The sequence below is a fragment of the Paenibacillus sp. FSL R5-0519 genome, assembly GCF_037974275.1.
GTDB lineage: Bacteria > Bacillota > Bacilli > Paenibacillales > Paenibacillaceae > Paenibacillus.
The window spans coordinates 4,856,154-4,873,329 of the sequence record NZ_CP150234.1; the positions used below are offsets into that span (position 1 = coordinate 4,856,154).

Here is a 17,176-nt window from a genome sequence, read left to right on the forward strand (position 1 = left end):
AAAGACCAAACCAAGCATCTTATGTCATTACCCCTATAAAGCTAACTGTCGAAATCCATCATGGAAAGTTGATTGATTCTTGTACAAAGAACACCGCTTGGTGAAATGTATTTAAATAAAGTTCAAACACTTTCGTCGCATAGCTACTTATAATAAACTATCCAAGTCGTTCCATTTTAGATTAGCTTAGTAATAAGTTTTCAGACACGAGCCAGAAATTGACATATTACTTAGAGACGGATATTTCAATTTTATTTTATGCTGCGAAAATTATTGTCTAACTAAGGTTTTATGAATTTCTCTTTTTAATGCGATTTCACTTAACGTTCCGATATTCACGATGTCGGACGTATTTAAATATGTGAAACACATCAAACAGCGGCTCCCTAAAAAAACTACTGCTTGTATTGAATTTCATGTTATGTTTGAGGTTTATTTTTTTCTTGTTTCTCCTCTATCACTTTTTCAAGACTTGAAGCTATTAATTCCATAACTTCTCCAAACTCTTCAGAAGATTCATGCAAGGCTTCATTTAAATCTTTCATACCGAGTCCAATTTGAAATTTCACTTTTTCGAATTGGCCCAGCATAACACTAAACTGGACTTTTTGAAGCTCTTTAATTTCTTCATCGTATTTATGTCTAAAGTAACTTGTTAGAAAAATTAAAGATAAACTTAATAAAACAAGATAAGTCCCTATGGAATTAAATTCCCTTCCAAAAACAAATGTATATGCTTGTTCTGGTATAAACGGAGAGACCAATACAAGTATTAAACCAACCATTGAAAAGAACCATGCTAACTTGTTCGATCTGCTTTCACTTTGTGAGGGGTCAAGGGCTCTTAAATCTCTTGTAATACTCTCAAAAAAATTGTTGGAAATTTGAATTTCCTTGTTTATCTCACTTATATTCTCAGCCGGTTTCACGGCTTTTTTCAAATTTTTCTTCTTTAAATTAAAAACTGGTTGTTGTGCTAACAATTTTCCGTAGAATTTTTTTCTGGTATTTACCAATTCTTTTTTCCCGTCTTTTATATCTTCCAAAGCGCCTTCTACAAATGAATCAATTACCTCTACATATCCAGTCATGGTATTATTAATGTCATCCTTCTTTAACAAATTCAATTTGCTCTTACCCTCTTGTAATACAATTATAAAATCAATGACTGCAAAGATAAAAGTTGCTACTGAATAACCAAAGATAATTTCTGGTTTTATACCTACAAAAAATGAAATTACAATAATTACAATAAAAGATATTGACAATATTAAATATAAACTATGTGACTTTTTCATATTTTCTCCTCAATAACATTTCCAATAACGTTCCAGTATTTTCAATGCACATTCAGCCCAAGTGTGTCGACAGTATCTCCCTCCTGTAATTCTTACTACGAAAAGATGGCTTATGACCGATGCGTGAATATAACAGATGTGATCTACAATCTTCCTTCAAGCTCATTGATTAATTTATTATCTATTGCTTTTATCGAATTTTTATTTTCCCAAAAATTTCTTTCTTGGTTATTTGTAAGCAAAAATATTCCGCTTATACGCCTAGACTTAGCAAGAAATTCAACAATTGAAGAATAACCTTTCTTCAGGATAAATTCACCGCTAGCTTGTCTTATTATCTGATTGATTGAAGAAATTGAATCTATCATATCGTAAATTTCGTGGGTTTCATTATCAGCATAGATAAAGATTATGTTTTTTTCGTTATCAAGCAACTGATGTGTTTTTTCAAAAATTATATCTCCGAACTTTCGATCTTCATGTCCCGAATATGGTGTTCTAAATAACCCTCCGTATTTTCTTATCTCATTATTAGTTCTTCTTTCCTTTGGAACACTAGAAATATATACTTCTAAACCATTAGCAAAATCATCAAGTATCAATTCAATTGGTTCCTCTAGGTCTTCAGATAATTCAGAAAGGACAGAAATTATGTAGTCAATAAGTTCATCTATTCTTTGGTTCAATTGTTCAAATGATTCTGCTGTTTCTATAGAACTCGTGTTGAGACTTAATCCAAAATTCAGACGGATATTTTCTTTTGCTTTTTTCCAGAACAATTCAACAAATTGATCTCTCTTTGACTCTGTTAGTGTCTTTCTAATTCTTCTAACTTCAAAATAAACTTCACCGTCTGTTATTGTAATGGCTTTAAAATCAGGTGACCGCTTTATTTGATGTAATGGTTCATATTGTAATTCTACTATTTCACTAAGTGATAATAAAAAAGCAGCGCACCTCAATTCAGTTAGTACATCATAACGATCCTCTTTTGTTTTCGCCCCCCTAAGTTTACTTATTATTTTATTTTGGTTATTGAAAAACCAAGAAGTAAATCTAATAGCATCTGTACCCAATCTAATAAGTAACTCTTTTACTTCCTCAGGTAATGCATTTAGATAAGGGGTTCTAGAAATAACATCCTTCAAAATAACACCTCATATCTTTTAATATTTTCTTGATAGTCATATAAATTTTCTTATACTCACTCACACAGAAGAGAATGTTTACTGAGACTCTCTCGAAACTCACTTTGCAGACAAACGCTACGAAGAACACAAGCATGATCTCAATTGCTGCATGCTCTTTGAGCTCTTTTATTGAAACGCTCAATGCTAGACCTAGAGCATATGAAAATTTTGTGATTCTTTGTTAGGGAAAGTCATTTATCTAACTACTCTGCGTCAAGCCACCTCTTTAATTCTTCCAATGATTTTATATTTCTTAGTTTATAGAATTTCACTAATTTTTTTAGAGAATCTGTATCGAATCTGTATTTATTAAAAATCAAAAGTAATGCTCCTAATTTTTGAGACCTTTTTCCAAAGTTTGTTCTAACGAGAATCTGTTCATAAAAACACATATAACGAAGCAGAAAAAGTAAAGGAAGATGTAGCATAATACCTATTATATCAAAGAACATCTTTTGCCAAAAATCAAGGCTGTTAGCATCTTCATAGTTATTTGTTAGTCCAATAGTCGCTGTAATAACAAATATTAATCCAATAAAGACCATTATAGAGTTCAATAATTTCCTTATTAGGTTATACTTTCCTTCTGCTTCTGTAACCGCCAAGATACCTACAATAATAAAAAGAATAGGAACAATAATTATCTCAACCCACAAAGAGAGAGTATATTCATTAATTATAAAGATGGGAACTATACTTAACTTAAAAGTTTCTTTAATTATGCTCCTGATACTTAATTCCATATATTTTGTAGAAATTTTAAAGATTAAAGGATACAATGAAAGAAAAATCCAAACTACATAGTCCTTAGTTACATCCCTCTCTAGAACATCAAAAGAATACATATAAATAAACACGATAACAATGTAAATGTTGGCGAAAATAAAAATAGGATGTTTTAACAGCCCAACCAATGCTTTTAGAATTTTTGGAATAGAGAATCTTACACCTCTTACCGATAAAGCATACAAAAGTAGTATAATCATCCATATAATCAATGCTTGTTCTCTAGAATTAAACAAAGAAACTAACCTCTCACTTTCAATTGATTTCGCTTAACATCTAATTTATTCACTACATAGACCCACGAATTCTATCTATTATCTGAACTACGTACATGATAACCTATGTTGTGACAATTGCGAAGAAAAAAATGTAAAAGGGGAATTTATCGTTTTTTTTACATTTTTGATTCGATCCAATGGACATTTTTCATGTAGCAGTGTGCGTATCTCTACTTCTAAACGTCCTATACAATTCCAAAAGCGTCGGAAGGTCGTCTGATTACCAAGGGATGAAGAGGGCCCTCCTTTTTTTGTTTTTATCATCACAATGAAGGGTTCCACTGATTCACTTCACATTCGAATCCCATTTTGTCATGATGAATAACAGTAGACAATTGAACCCGCAGATATATCATCTGGCGATATCCCTTTACCCAAACATATACCGATATTCTTCTTGCCAGCTATAGAATAATTAATCTGAGTAGAAACGACTTCATACACTTGCTCTTCCCCGTCCGTTTTTTTTATGATAACCTGGTCACCGATCATCTCTTTGATTGTTGACGGAGTTAGTTCATCCAACTCTTCATTGGCCCCCATGACAATGGTTCCGAATTCCGGTGTATCGAAGACTAACCCCACACCAAACAGCACTTTAGTTTCCATTCTGTGGCCTCCTTATCTCTTATCAATGAATAGCTCGCCTTTGACATCTCGCACCCTGAGCTCGGCATTACGAAGTCTAACCATCGCATCTCTCAATAAAGCATAACGTTCAGTAGAATTGAGTTCAGGAGCAAACCTTGCTGCCCGGATACTTGCCTGAGCCTCATCAAGAGCATAGTTTCTTTTGATGACTTCAGGAGGAAGATCATAAAGTGGGAACGATCTGCCCGCAATAGAAGCCTCATAATGTCCAACGATTTCGTGAGCTAGTGTAGCATTCATTGAAATTCGAGTATTTGCACTCAATGTACCTACCCCTGGGGCTGCTGCTGGTAAGACATCCGTATTGATGACCAGGCGATTATACATCATGCCTGTATTCCAGGTATCATAATAACCTGGTTGTGCGATTAAGATATTTTCTTCGGGGAAATCAAGCTTGTTCAAGTAACTCTTTATCTCAATCTTTTGGCTATCCGTCAGCGGAAGCTCATTGCGTTGTCCGTCACTTAAAATCTGTCTAAAATCGACTGCACCCTCATATTTGACAGGGGTATCGATATGCAGCTTAGGTTTGAAAACAGAGCTGACGCCTAATACCATACCACCTGTACCAAACATACTTGCCCAATGTTCACTTGACCACGCATTTGTAGGCAGGACAGCTTCCCTAATCGTTCCATGGACCCCAAATGTCAACCAGTTCAGTGTATCTTGAGGTGACTCAAAAGCTTTGTCAGCTCGATCAACATACCCGTTTACGAGTCCACTTGGAATACCAAATGTCCAGTAATCCAGAAATCCGCCTACACTATCATATCTCTTCTGATATCGGTCATCTGCCGATTGTATAAATGCTTGTCCTAGCTCTTTTAAACTATCTACAGACTTCTCAACTGCATTACGATCGTCTACACCTTCCTGTGGGCCACAAGCATTCGGTGGTGGTGGTAAACAGTTCATGTCTACTTGCCCTTCCAACCCGTGATCAGCTTGGAGAAATCTTTCTCCATGGTTATGTAACACAGTTGATATTGAACTCATGAGTGTGACAACTTCAGTCATAACAAGCTGTGACTTCTTGAAATCATAGTAGAACCTTTCTCTAGTACTCCCATCCCAGTTCGCTTCAATATCAGTCATACTTCGCTGAAGACTTTCATTCATGTGTTGAAGAGTAGTATAAGCTGTAGAGAACTGTTTACTAATTGCGAAAAGTTGCTCTGGCGTAACCATAATTCTCGTCATAAAATACCTCACACCTACTAAAGAAATATTTAGTTTCTAAATTCAGGGAATATCTGGATTTTAGCGTTCATTTATTACCTGTGTCAAATACCGTAGCAATAAGCCACTGAACAATCTGAACTAGAGCCCTTTTCTCAAATGCAACAACTACACCATTCAAGAGAGATGTCGGAGAATTTCGCCTTTCCAATTAACGATGTTTATTTCTTTATCTTTCAAGAGACACCAATCAATAATTTCACCTATCAATCTTGGCGTGATGATCTCATCGCTCCATTTCGGTGTTAGTACTCTTCTGTATCCTATGTATTCTAACGTCCAGCCTTCGAATTCTTCTCCGATGATGACTATGTATGGGGGCTTGTTCTTAATACTGTGTTGTCCCACTTCATAAGTGACGATTAACTTCTTATCCTCAGAAACGATATGTAATTTGATTATCCCTTCATCGTCTATATCCGGTTCAACATACCAATAAAATAATCGATTGGATCGAACGATTTTACGTTTATATTTTTTTCTTACGCCCATAACGCACCTCGTATATTTCTTTTTCTCTGTATGCAGTACTTCAACAGTTTGCCCATCCACATGAACACTTTGTTATCCGATGTTGATGGGCCTTAAGATTCATTCATTTTATTGCTTTGTTTATTTTTTCTTTATTGCCTAATATGACTTCATGAATTTCATCATATAATTGTAAATCCATAAATTCTTCATGAATCCATAGTCCTTCCTCAACATCTCCTCCTCCCATACCTCCACTAATCCCATCACCAGGAAAGAGTTTTTCGTAAAATAGTCCTTGGCCTTCTCCCTCATTACAGTCCCAAGCAATGGTATCTAAATCTTTTAATAGAGTATGTAATGTCTCCTCACTACAGTTTACTAATTTCATAGGGCAAGACAAGTAGATTTGTCCTCCATCATCACCTTCCATAATTACATATGCATCTGGAGTATCTGCAGCCTTCTTAAAACTATCTATAAATTGATTGTTCGGTAGTCCATTTGCTTCATTAAGCATATGTCGAACAGGGCTATGGTGCTCTGGAATTACAGCCATCTCATTATTTTCATCTTTTTTTCTTTCCATAAAGATACACCTCTTTGTTTGATATGTTTTCTTGGAGATATCTCAAATTAGTTATTTACATCATTCATTCCTACGACTTGTTCCATTGCTACATTAAATTCTTTAACATTAATGTTTAACTTGATGATTCCTTCTTTATCAAGCCCTTTTGTATCTAATTTAAAAGTACCTGTCAGTGCTTCCGAGCTATTACCATCAATTTTCTCATTTATGTCCAATTTAATGTTTGTATCTATCAATCGTTCCTGAATATGCTTACTCAAGATCGGTTCAACTGTTTTTAATATGATTGATTTATTGGTTCTATTCCATAAATTGAAATGATATGTTACGACTGTTATACCTTCATCTTCCTCGCTCCCTCCCAGTCCAATTGATATCGAGTTTATGATCAACCCGTCCTCAACAATTTCATCCGTCTTCACACCGCTTGAACTACAACCACTTAGGGGGAGTATTGTTAAAAGAAATATTAAAATCATCGAAAGCTTTGGATTTTTCAATTTGGAAACTCCTTTAATTTTTTTGGACTTGCTTGTTAATCGTTTACTAGATACCAACGAAAATGATTCGAGACTGAGAAGTGCAAATTTGTCCATTAACCCCACTGATATAGATCTAAGATAAATACTTCATCATCTAGCGAAAAATAAATCTGTTCCCAATCAAACTCATCTTTCCATTCAATCTCTGTTACCAGTCTATAAGCTTTAACATTTGACCCTTCAAAGAATTCTTCCAACAGTTTAATCAGTTTATTACTCACGTTATTTGACTCTTTATCTAGTTCTGCAGGCGTTTCTCCCTCAGTATCCGGATATTTAACACTTACGCCAAAATTTTGTAAGCGAAATAAAGAGAAAAACCATCTTGCGGTAATATTAAATATCTCATCCTTCCAATCATCTAATTCGCTTAGTCCTACATATTTAATATCTTTGTGATCTTTTAAATTACTATTAGTATTATGAAGTTCTATTGCTCGTTCTATTGGCGAATCAATTTTTATAAACTGATATTCGTGCCCATAACATCCTCCGAAGTGAGTAATTAAATTACTTACCCCTTCTAAATATCCATTGATTTTATTGAATAGTTCATGATTCATACAGTCACATCCAATAGTAAATTGATTTTATCTGTTTCACAATTAAATTCCTTATTTACTCCATAAACTCTTGATATCTTCTACTATAGTTTTTGAAATATGTTTGGATGAATCCTGCGGATACAACCATACTGTTACGATAAGAGTTAAACATATCGTTAATCCTAGAATAACTCGCCCAACAACTCTAAATCTGGTGTATCTAAGCAAATAATAAACTAAACTGGATGAGATCAGAATTATCATACCATTCACCAAAAAGGTCATGGGCAAGCTTATAATCCTGCCTAATCCGGTGTTAGGATATTTTAATAAAAGTAAAATCTCTAATACTACAAATGGAACTGACAGTAGAACAATATAAAAAAAATGACTTTTGAATTTCCTCTTCACCACTGAACTCTCCTACTCCAACTCTTTTAATACAATTGCACATAACCTTTGGTGTTTACGAGCCCGACAACCCTAATCTACCAGTAATTATTATTCTCGTTTCCATTGATGTGATTCGTGTAGTTTACCAGTTTCATAAAAATACTTTAGTACTTCAAGCATGGGTATTAATTCTAAACAAATGTTATCGCAATAATTTCCTAACTGACCACCGATAACTAGAGAAATTTCACTATTTCCCCGATTAACGTTCATAAGCGTATATATATGTTCATCCATTGTAATAGACACTACAAAATATTCCGGTCCGCCTCCAACTAATGCTGAACCTGTGTCAGATACCTCAAAAAAACTAATGTAAATTTATCTCCATCGAGTTTTCTCAAAAAACGTAAACTGTCTGCCCATGTAGGGTTCATAACGATCTCTTCATTAAATGTGTTCCCATTCCGCTCATCAATGCTAATAGAATTTATCACTTTTTCTTTTTATCCTCCTTCTTTCATCACACATATCCATCTTCAGGTTCACCAACATCAAAACCCAACACTTTTGTCGCTTCCAACTTAAATGTTTCTATCCAAGACATCCATACATCGCTATTCATCTGTGCATAAAATGATAATCCACTAGGCTCAACGGATGCTTCAATGAAAACATCATCCTCTTCAGTTCCAAACCAATATGGAATTCCACTTTTATAACCAATCCACCCTGGCATACGCTCATATACTTTAGAAACTTTATCCCATACCTCAACAGGCAGGTCATACCTTATATTTAGGTTGCAATTATGAGAGTTTGTGTTGTTCATGTGCATTCTCTCCTTCTGCATTAGACGTATATCAAAATTTATCTTCTACTTTATGTAAAGTACTACAACGCTTCCACCACTTGCTCAAAGTTGTATCTCCTGGTCTTTATACACTTTTTTCGTTATCATTTTTGTATATTTTAATCTCGTGATTTCAATCAGGTCATTTGGCTGCATCATATTCAGGATAGGACCATCTTTTATTAAAATCTTGCTATTACCTCGTCCCAATCCTTTAACTATAATGATATTTTTATTCTTCTTCACATCTACAATTTGTCCAATTGTTATGAACTGCTCTTGTTTCTTGAGATCAAGGCATGTTAAACAGCCAAGTATACAAAATACAATAAAGCAAAAAGTTGATAATGCAGTTGTCCATGCAGGAGGATGATATACTAAGTATTTGGTAGTTAGTTGAATTCCAATAATAAAAATAAAAAAAACGATGAGTAGAAATTGCTTTTTTAATTTGCCTTTAGCTTTATCGTTCATAGTTTCTCCTTATTAGGTTTTGTGGTATTTCACATAACGTTCGTGTATCTACAAACCCTCACTACCTTAAGAGCGCAACGACTTGCCGCAATTCATTAAGGTAGTGCAGGGTTACCTGCTGACTCCACTTCTTCGAATATCCTCTACAGACCAAGAAGTGAAAGCTCCACAGCGTAGATATTTTGTTATTTAGATCTCATTACCTTCCAATAACTACTTATAGATTGTATTTCATTTTAATTCTTTCATAAAACTTAAAATCCGTATTCCGATTTACAATTTCTCCAATTAACTCTTTCCATTTGTTTTCAATCCACTTAGGACTCTGTTTTTTCAGAATATCCTCGTTAAATTGACTATCAATATACTCCAAATCTTGTTTAAGCACTCCTAGATCCTTAATCAGTTGATTTCTCGATTCTTTTTCTAGCGACACCTTATTCGATAAAATGTCGTCTGTGATTTCTACACTTATATACGTATACATATCTCTAAACACGTTATAGATTAAATTGGTTGATGATAACTGATCTTCCCTGAAGTCAGAATTCAGAAAGACGAATGATTCTTCACCCACTTTCAAAGATACGGCCACATTTCCTAAAGCATGTATCACTGTTTCCTTGGAAGATCCGTCCTCTAAGCTTTTTATCACATTATCGAGATTGTAGATGGATTCTTTTATACCCATTTCTGTTCCATGATTCAGTTTAACCGTATAATCTACTTCTTGATTGTCTTTGTACGCTTTGAATCGATAGTTGAAATACATACTTATGATCAATCCAAGTATTAGTATGATTATTGCTATATTTTTTCTCATTGAATTACCTCCTACTAGTGCCTGAACTACGTATATGATAACCCATATTGTTACAATTGCGAAAGGAAATTGGCGAATAAGGGAGATTTATCAGTTTTCTCAAACCCGTATCCATACGGTCCAACGGGCTTTGAATACGCTGAATATATACAGGATTGTACAGGATACGAGTATGCAGTGAGCCCTTCATTATAGTAATAATAAAACAAAAAGGCCCTTCTTCATCCCATAGGGAATCCGACGACCTTCCGATGCATTTGGAACATATCAGCTTTTTTTAAAAGGTATCGCGTATAACCTTTCCCTGCAAGCCAGCTAGCACCAGCAACTACCTATCAAGCCAACAAAGCCTGTTCAATCTGATCCACAATCCCGTTAATCCCCATCGGCCCATAACAACCAATCCATGTCGCAGCATCTACGGAATGTATGTGCTGACGCTCACCCGTATCTAGCATCCCCCACACACGCCGTTCTGTTGCAGATATCCCATCCTGCATAAGCTCATTACTGAGCAAAAAGTAATGGCTGGCTTGTACAGCCGGTAATCTATCAACCGAGATATGGTAGGCCGTGTCGGCGGTATCGGATACAAATAGCGGCACAGGCAGACCCAGATCACGGTATAACACAGCACCTGTACGATGAGCAGCAGAGTGAACCCGAACGAGAGAGTCCAGCGGACGGATCAGGGCCACACTTTTGCCCGCCAGTACCGGAGCCAGTTCTTCGGACAGCAAAGCAGTACGTCGATGATAATCCGCAAGGATTCGCTTGGCCTCTGCCCGCTTGTTTGTCAGTTCACCGAACAGACTCAAGATGGTCTGCCAGCTCTCATTACGTTTAAACATAATCACTGGAGCAATCCGGCTTAACCGTTCATGATGCTGATCATGCACCTCGGTGCAGATAATCAGATCCGGTGACAATCGTTCTACCGCAAGCAAATCAGGATACTCATACGTGCCGAGTAATTCGGTACCCTGAAGTCCTGCTCGGATATATTGAGGGAAATTGACCACGGCACTTCCCGATCCTACACTTCCTACTGGAGACAAACCAAGCGCAAGCAAATGATCGGCATATTGAACATCCAGTACGGCGATACGTTGTGGCGATTCAGTAACTTGATATTCACCTCTCATATGGCAAATCACCGGACCTAGGGCCGACTCGTACGAAGAAGCGGTGCGATTCCGCAGTAAGGCTTGAGCATAGTTTTCATCTAATTCTGAAGCGGCAGAAAGTCGATAACGCAGCGGAGGAACACCATAATATTTCTTAAACGCCCTGCTGAAATAATACATGTCGCGGTAGCCCATTTTGTCAGCAATTTCCCCAATGGAAGCATCCGTATGGAGCAACATCCTAGACGCATTCTCCATCCGCAACTGGATGACGTACTCCATCGGCCCGAGCTGCTTCTCTTGTTTGAATCGTCGCTGCAACTGCCTTACGCTGCATCCAGCGAGGGCTGCCAGCTCTTTCAGCTCCAGATTCTGGCGATAATGCGACGATATATAGGACACGACAACATCCACCATGTCGGACTCTGTTCCGCCTTGACCACGTTCATACTCCATGATCAGTTCGTAGATCATCCCCTGGAGCAAAGCATTGGCATGAAAACGTTCCAGCCCTTCGCCGCGACGCCATTTGGCAACGATTTTTTCCGCATTTTGAATCCATTCCGCTTGCGTCACAGGGTTCTGATTAAACGAAGTTTGCAGCGGGTGTTTGCGATACGAGGGCAACGCATGGGAGGCTCCTTCCAGGGAAGAAGCCTTATACCTAATCACGATATAATAAAGTTCGTCTGATCTGGCCGTCAGCGTAAAGGATGTTCCCTTCGCCACATGACAAGCAAAAGAAGCTCCAATGTGGCAAACTTCACCATTCATTGCAAGCTCCCCTTCCCCGCCTACTGCCAGCAGCAATACATTCGAGGTTAATTCGGTTTCGCCAAGAACACTGCTCGTCTGCAAAGTACCGCTATATCCGTCAAGCATCTTGATCGTCGTATCACTCCATAGACTTGTCTGTTCTTGCAGCGGCATTTCTCTCATCTCCTGACAATAGCAATCGTAAAATTGTTGCTGTTGTCATTTTAATTGAGATTCTTTCTCATTGTCAATTTTCGGACATTTGAGACAATATTCACCTGACATCTGGTAATAGAAACAGCAGGTGATGCGCTCACTTTTGGCAACATGCACATTGTCCTTACACTCGGTGAAGCGGGCCAACGGATTCTTCCTCTGACCAAATACCTGCCCGGAAGCCACCTGCGTCAGATAGGAGAAGTCCTCTCGAATGATCTTACGTTCCTGCTCCGTCTCGCCTTCGTCAGGAGCAAATAATCGGCCAATCCGTACCATGATATTCTCCCAGAGAATACTCATCGAAAGAGGTGCAATCGCAGCAAGTGTCTTTAGCAGTGGTGTCAGCTGTACCGCAAACATCTCCTGGACCGCTTTTTCCCGCCATACGTTCCTATCTCCAGTCCATTCTTCAGCCTGAAGCCCGTTCACCGCTAGAAAAGGAAAACGAGTACCGCCCTCATGGTCTTCGAGCTTCGGATGATAGAGAAAGCTGTTCTCCAGCTGAAAGGTTACATGCTGATGATGATACGTCATCGCGGTCACGAGAGGAGTCGTCCATAGATAGCCAAGCCGCTTGGCTAACATGGAGGCTGCCACTTTCATGTCAGGCGCATCGATATAGTTCTGAAACCAGCGGATATACTCTCGACACGCCTCTTCGTCATGCAACTCACTCAAAGCAATGATACGGACACTATGTTCAGGCGGTTCACCGAGCAAAATCGAATAATCCTCTACCGTCTCTTTCCATAAGTCTGTCGAGAGATATCGGTTCATATTAGTTCGATCCGAGCAGGGCTTCCGATGCCTGATCTACAATCAGATTAATTGCAAGCGGTCCGTAGTATGCAATCCACAGTGTGGAGTTTACGTCATACGTGCGGTTATTTTTCACAGCATCGAGGGACTTCCACACGGGATTACTCAACATAGCCTCTGCTTCTGCCGCAAACAGCTCATCCGACAGCACAAAATAACGATCCGCCCCGATTTCAGGCACTTTTTCCATCGAGATTTCTACGGAACCATCTTCATTAATCTCCTGTACCAGAGCAGGCATTTTCAGCCCCAAGTCATTGTACATAATACCGCCAATGCGATGCTCAATACCGTGAACACGAATTCCTTCTTTTCGTGGACGAATGATCGCCACCGTTTCATCGCCAAGTTTCTCGGACAATTGTGCTTTCAGCCCAGCGATTTTCTCTTCATACGCTGTACGCACTTTCTCTGCCTCGTCCTGCTTGTCTGTAATTTGGGCAACCGTAGCTAACGTATCACGCCAGTCTTCGTAGAAATCGAGTACCAGAGTAGGGGCAATTTTGCTTACACTCTCATACTGTTTCTCCTGGAAGTCCGTCATGATGATCAGATCCGGGTCGAGTGCAACAATGGCTTCCAGGTTCGGCTCGTCCCGTGTACCCAGAACTTCTACGCCATTCGGCTGGTCTCCTAAATATTCTGGAAAATCCGTATTACCCCCAGCGATAACACTGCCTGCCGGCTTCTCGCCAACGGCTAACATTTGATCCAGAAACTTAACATCAAGCACTGCAATTTTCTGTGGTTTTTCGTTTAGAGTGATGTCACCCTTCATACCCTTGATCGTTACGGGAAAAGCTCCATCCGTCTGCGTTTCCGCATTCGCAGGTGTCTCCGCTGGCGTTGCCGCAGATTGCTTACCGCTATCTGTACCTGTTGCGGCACCGCAAGCCGTCAGGACTAGAATAAGGGCCATCATCAAGCCCATGAGTAATCGTGATTTGTGAGCAGTATAGGCTTTGTTGACAGCCGTTTGCCCCTTTGTTCCTTGTTTCATTTGTAAATCCCCCTTATGTATAATACTGATAATGATTTTCATTATCGAAACATAAAGAGAGTATATACGATCTCCGTATCGTGTTACCATGTACTTTTGCGACATTTCAGCCGGACTAATGCGACATCGCGATTCGTATTTTACCTATACACTATCCACCTTTTAATTTCTCAGCAATATAGATCTGCAACCTGTAGATATCCGAAAGAAGCTCTTCTTCTTCTGGTGTATTGCCATACTCCCCTAGCCAACGAGGTGTGCGGATGTGCCACTCATCTGTCGTATATTGTTGTTCATCCCGATACTCCAAAATATGTCCCAGGAAATATTCCAGTGAGCCAAAAGATTGTTTACGACTATCGTTGATGATGGATTGTGTTTGTTCAATGATTGACTGTAACATGTGCTGGATATGATCTTCTGGATTTATAACGTTAATTTTCATCGGTGACTCCCCCTATCTCTACAAAAATAAATTAGTATATTATTTAAATAGGAATAATATTTGTAAACATAGAATTCTGTTCTGATTAAATACAATAAATCGATGCCCAATGAGTATTGAGACATCGATCCATATCATCTAATTATGAGGTGAAACATGAGTATGCGACCAAACATCAAATATAGCATTATTGTTAGCGCATTTATTATTGTCGTTGTTCCTATTATCTTTGGATTGTATATGTTGAACAAGGTTGTCGATCCTGACGAGACAATGGTTACGAGAACTGAAGTTTCTCCTGAGCGTATTACCGTAAAAGGTGGATTTGCAGACAGTATTAGCAGATATCATGGCTACTCCCTCTCACATCATAACAATTCACTTTTCATTCAGATTAAAGGCAGTAAACTTCCTATCGGTGGTAGTAAAGACTTCACAATTTCATTTTCTAATACTTATGGGAATGTTGATGAAATCTACTTATTAGGTCCTAGCAGCAACTCTAAGAAAAAGATTTGGCCGAATCCCTAACTTTCATTGGAATGGATATCATATGATCTGACGCAAACAGCTTCAGTCTCTTCTGCTTAACTTTTTAAATGCCGAGTATTCCTGATCGGACTGTATATAACTTAATATCTTTTCCGCACATGCAGCTGAACTCAGCTCTTCCGTATTCACTTCCAGATCATATTCATCATAGGCGTAGACGTAGTCGAACTGGGAATGGGCTAGTCCAATTGCGCGATCTCCCCTGCTCTGCTCTCTTCTACTGAGTTCTTCTTTCGAGCAATGCACGCCTACAAACAATATCGGATAATCCGAAAGCAAATTATAAAACTCGTTAAACCACTTGTCATTGCTGATGACTGTATCCACGATGACATTCAAACCCATTTCCGAAAACAGTTTAATCGTTGCACAGTACAACGAATTGATGGGGTCGAACAGGATATCTGTCATCACATGGTGTTCCACTTCTCTTGTTGGTTTCAGATCTGGATATGTAGTATCGATGAACTGGTCATAATTATGAAGAAATTGATCCACTGATAGATGATGGAATGGAATATCTCCCTGTTTTTTCATTTCCATTGTGATGCTTGTCTTCCCCGAACTTGAGGTTCCGTTTAGAAATATAATGAGTCCTTTATCCACTTGAATCACCCTTATCTATAAAATTGAACGAATGAACGACCAATAGCCATATTTATTTCATTAAACCAAGTATAAATAATTAATTTACAATAATTTTCAGATATGTGTATAGTAGAAATGAAACGAAATACCAGTATACCAATCTAACCGAGAGGATGAGATCATGTCTTTTTTCAAAAAGAAGATGGTGCTAGTCTCTTTATTCGTAATTTTAGCTATCTCTGTCGGTGCAATCGCTTACGTCAATGGTCAATCGAAACCGGAGGAGCCCATCCATAACGTCGTCAACCTTTCGGCTAACTCTTTAACATTTCATGAAATAGATAAGCTGGATGCGTTCGCTGAACTGATCGTCATTGGTCAGGCAACAGAAGATTTCAGAGATCGAGAGCATGTTATTACTGCATTTGATGACGGAGCCATGCAGTCTTTTCACACCAATACGAACATCAAGATTGATAGGATATTGAAAAAAACCGACGATTTCCCTTCAGATCAGAACGAATTAACAATCATTGAACCTGTCAGCCTGGAAGGAGACGTCAAGTACACAGTTAATGACTATGTAGAATTGCAAAAAGGTGATAGAAGTGTGCTTTTCTTGATGAAAAATACTTTTGGTGATTATGGATTAATCAATGATAATCTTGGAAAATTCAGCTTGGAAGGGATAACTCCATATAGTGTACCTCAATCCTCCACTGTAGAAGAGTTATCCGAATACGAAACTTTCCGGGACTCCGTTATGGAGAAATACCATTTGAATTAAGGTTTTCATCAAACAACGGTGACCTTTGCGGACATAGCTGCCCTCTTTAATCTATTTCACTTCTTTATCAAGACTAACATCAAATGTTGAAGTTATCGATTTTTGTCTAAAATCATTGGGTATCACTTTAATCTTCACGTCTAGATTTATAGCTTCAGGCAGATTCATATGAGTTATTTCCTCATAACCAATGAAGTAATAATGCTTCTCGTCCAGTTCTGTCACCCCCCCACCTGTTGAGCCAGAAGTTGAAATCAAATGTCCGTTACGATAGAGCTCACAAGCAATATTATATTCTGCCAAACTGAACCCTTTCACTTCATATCCAACCTTGATTTGATTTTCCGTGTAATCAGCATTTCGTAAACTGATCGCACCACCATCCACCATTTGGGTCTGAATTGCAATATTTGCTTCGGGCATCTTTGGTTTCTCTAATAGATAGCCTACTTTTAGGTACCATATAACTCCTAATACAATTACAACAAGTACAATCATAGCAATGATAAACTTCTTCTCTTTTTTATCCATAATCCTTACTCCTTACATCGGAAACTTTTAAAGTTCTTCCCAAACCTATGTTCCAAAAATATATTACCCCGCGCGATCAACATCCGAAAACGGTCTTGGATCATCAATCATCCATTCCTAGACCTTTAAACTAGGTGAGTGTCCGATAGACCCTCGACGACTACCTTAAGATACTCACGTTGGCTAGACTGTGATGCATGCCAATAAGGGC

General features: G+C 38.1%; 20 protein-coding genes. 2 read left to right on the plus strand and 18 right to left on the minus strand.

The genetic code is table 11. The features are described 5' to 3' along the window. Positions 1–419: 419 nt before the first annotated feature. The 16 genes from MKY73_RS21890 to MKY73_RS21965 all read right to left on the minus strand — a co-directional run bounded on the left by MKY73_RS21890 (position 420) and on the right by MKY73_RS21965 (position 14,507). Positions 420–1,298, minus strand: a complete 879-nt coding sequence (locus MKY73_RS21890) for a hypothetical protein (RefSeq protein WP_339303440.1) — start codon at positions 1,296–1,298, stop codon at positions 420–422. A 143-nt stretch (positions 1,299–1,441) separates the two neighbouring features. Continuing rightward, positions 1,442–2,446, minus strand: coding sequence for a hypothetical protein (locus tag MKY73_RS21895; RefSeq protein ID WP_339303441.1), 1,005 nt, complete (start codon positions 2,444–2,446; stop codon positions 1,442–1,444). Between the two features lie 245 nt (positions 2,447–2,691). After that, positions 2,692–3,510 (minus strand): hypothetical protein, encoded by an 819-nt coding sequence (locus tag MKY73_RS21900; RefSeq protein ID WP_339303442.1) that lies wholly within the window; start codon positions 3,508–3,510, stop codon positions 2,692–2,694. Between the two features lie 354 nt (positions 3,511–3,864). Continuing rightward, entirely contained in the window at positions 3,865–4,161 is a 297-nt protein-coding gene (locus tag MKY73_RS21905; protein ID WP_339303443.1) for a hypothetical protein, read from the minus strand. Positions 4,162–4,173: 12 nt separating this feature from the next. Continuing rightward, entirely contained in the window at positions 4,174–5,409 is a 1,236-nt protein-coding gene (locus MKY73_RS21910; RefSeq protein ID WP_339303444.1) for a WXG100 family type VII secretion target, read from the minus strand. Between the two features lie 156 nt (positions 5,410–5,565). Next, positions 5,566–5,940 carry a hypothetical protein gene (locus MKY73_RS21915; RefSeq protein WP_339303445.1) on the minus strand — a complete coding sequence of 125 codons (375 nt, stop codon included), beginning with the start codon at positions 5,938–5,940 and terminating at the stop codon, positions 5,566–5,568. A gap of 103 nt (positions 5,941–6,043) precedes the next feature. After that, positions 6,044–6,508, minus strand: coding sequence for a hypothetical protein (locus MKY73_RS21920; RefSeq protein ID WP_339303446.1), 465 nt, complete (start codon positions 6,506–6,508; stop codon positions 6,044–6,046). Positions 6,509–6,555: 47 nt separating this feature from the next. Further along, positions 6,556–7,011 carry a hypothetical protein gene (locus MKY73_RS21925; protein ID WP_339303447.1) on the minus strand — a complete coding sequence of 152 codons (456 nt, stop codon included), beginning with the start codon at positions 7,009–7,011 and terminating at the stop codon, positions 6,556–6,558. Between the two features lie 95 nt (positions 7,012–7,106). Next, positions 7,107–7,616 carry a hypothetical protein gene (locus MKY73_RS21930; protein WP_339303448.1) on the minus strand — a complete coding sequence of 170 codons (510 nt, stop codon included), beginning with the start codon at positions 7,614–7,616 and terminating at the stop codon, positions 7,107–7,109. A gap of 898 nt (positions 7,617–8,514) precedes the next feature. After that, positions 8,515–8,823, minus strand: coding sequence for a hypothetical protein (locus MKY73_RS21935; protein WP_339303449.1), 309 nt, complete (start codon positions 8,821–8,823; stop codon positions 8,515–8,517). An 84-nt stretch (positions 8,824–8,907) separates the two neighbouring features. Further along, entirely contained in the window at positions 8,908–9,318 is a 411-nt protein-coding gene (locus MKY73_RS21940; RefSeq protein ID WP_339303450.1) for a hypothetical protein, read from the minus strand. 217 nt (positions 9,319–9,535) lie between these two features. Then, the gene (locus MKY73_RS21945; RefSeq protein ID WP_339303451.1) at positions 9,536–10,141 is read right to left on the minus strand and encodes an oxidoreductase; all 606 of its coding nucleotides are present in this window, start codon (positions 10,139–10,141) and stop codon (positions 9,536–9,538) included. 335 nt (positions 10,142–10,476) lie between these two features. Next, on the minus strand, positions 10,477–12,198 hold the full coding sequence (locus MKY73_RS21950) for a helix-turn-helix domain-containing protein (RefSeq protein ID WP_339303452.1): 1,722 nt from the start codon (positions 12,196–12,198) through the stop codon (positions 10,477–10,479). A gap of 45 nt (positions 12,199–12,243) precedes the next feature. Then, the gene (locus MKY73_RS21955; RefSeq protein ID WP_339303453.1) at positions 12,244–13,020 is read right to left on the minus strand and encodes a (2Fe-2S)-binding protein; all 777 of its coding nucleotides are present in this window, start codon (positions 13,018–13,020) and stop codon (positions 12,244–12,246) included. Between the two features lies 1 nt (position 13,021). Next, positions 13,022–14,062 (minus strand): iron-siderophore ABC transporter substrate-binding protein, encoded by a 1,041-nt coding sequence (locus tag MKY73_RS21960; RefSeq protein WP_339303454.1) that lies wholly within the window; start codon positions 14,060–14,062, stop codon positions 13,022–13,024. A gap of 151 nt (positions 14,063–14,213) precedes the next feature. Further along, positions 14,214–14,507 carry a hypothetical protein gene (locus tag MKY73_RS21965; protein WP_339303455.1) on the minus strand — a complete coding sequence of 98 codons (294 nt, stop codon included), beginning with the start codon at positions 14,505–14,507 and terminating at the stop codon, positions 14,214–14,216. A gap of 156 nt (positions 14,508–14,663) precedes the next feature. Here MKY73_RS21965 and MKY73_RS21970 point away from each other — a divergent pair, with 156 nt between their 5' ends. Beyond that, the gene (locus MKY73_RS21970) at positions 14,664–15,038 is read left to right on the plus strand and encodes a hypothetical protein (protein WP_339303456.1); all 375 of its coding nucleotides are present in this window, start codon (positions 14,664–14,666) and stop codon (positions 15,036–15,038) included. Positions 15,039–15,080: 42 nt separating this feature from the next. On the opposite strand, the gene MKY73_RS21975 is transcribed toward MKY73_RS21970, so the two are convergent. Beyond that, positions 15,081–15,665: a chemotaxis protein gene (locus MKY73_RS21975; protein ID WP_339303457.1), complete on the minus strand. Its 585-nt coding sequence runs from the start codon at positions 15,663–15,665 to the stop codon at positions 15,081–15,083. 163 nt (positions 15,666–15,828) lie between these two features. Between MKY73_RS21975 and MKY73_RS21980 the strand changes: the two genes are divergently transcribed. Beyond that, positions 15,829–16,434 carry a hypothetical protein gene (locus MKY73_RS21980; RefSeq protein WP_339303458.1) on the plus strand — a complete coding sequence of 202 codons (606 nt, stop codon included), beginning with the start codon at positions 15,829–15,831 and terminating at the stop codon, positions 16,432–16,434. Positions 16,435–16,485: 51 nt separating this feature from the next. Here MKY73_RS21980 and MKY73_RS21985 read toward each other — a convergent pair whose 3' ends face one another. Next, a complete protein-coding gene (locus tag MKY73_RS21985) occupies positions 16,486–16,965 on the minus strand; it encodes a hypothetical protein (RefSeq protein WP_339303459.1) in 480 nt (159 codons plus the stop codon). Positions 16,966–17,176: the final 211 nt, after the last annotated feature.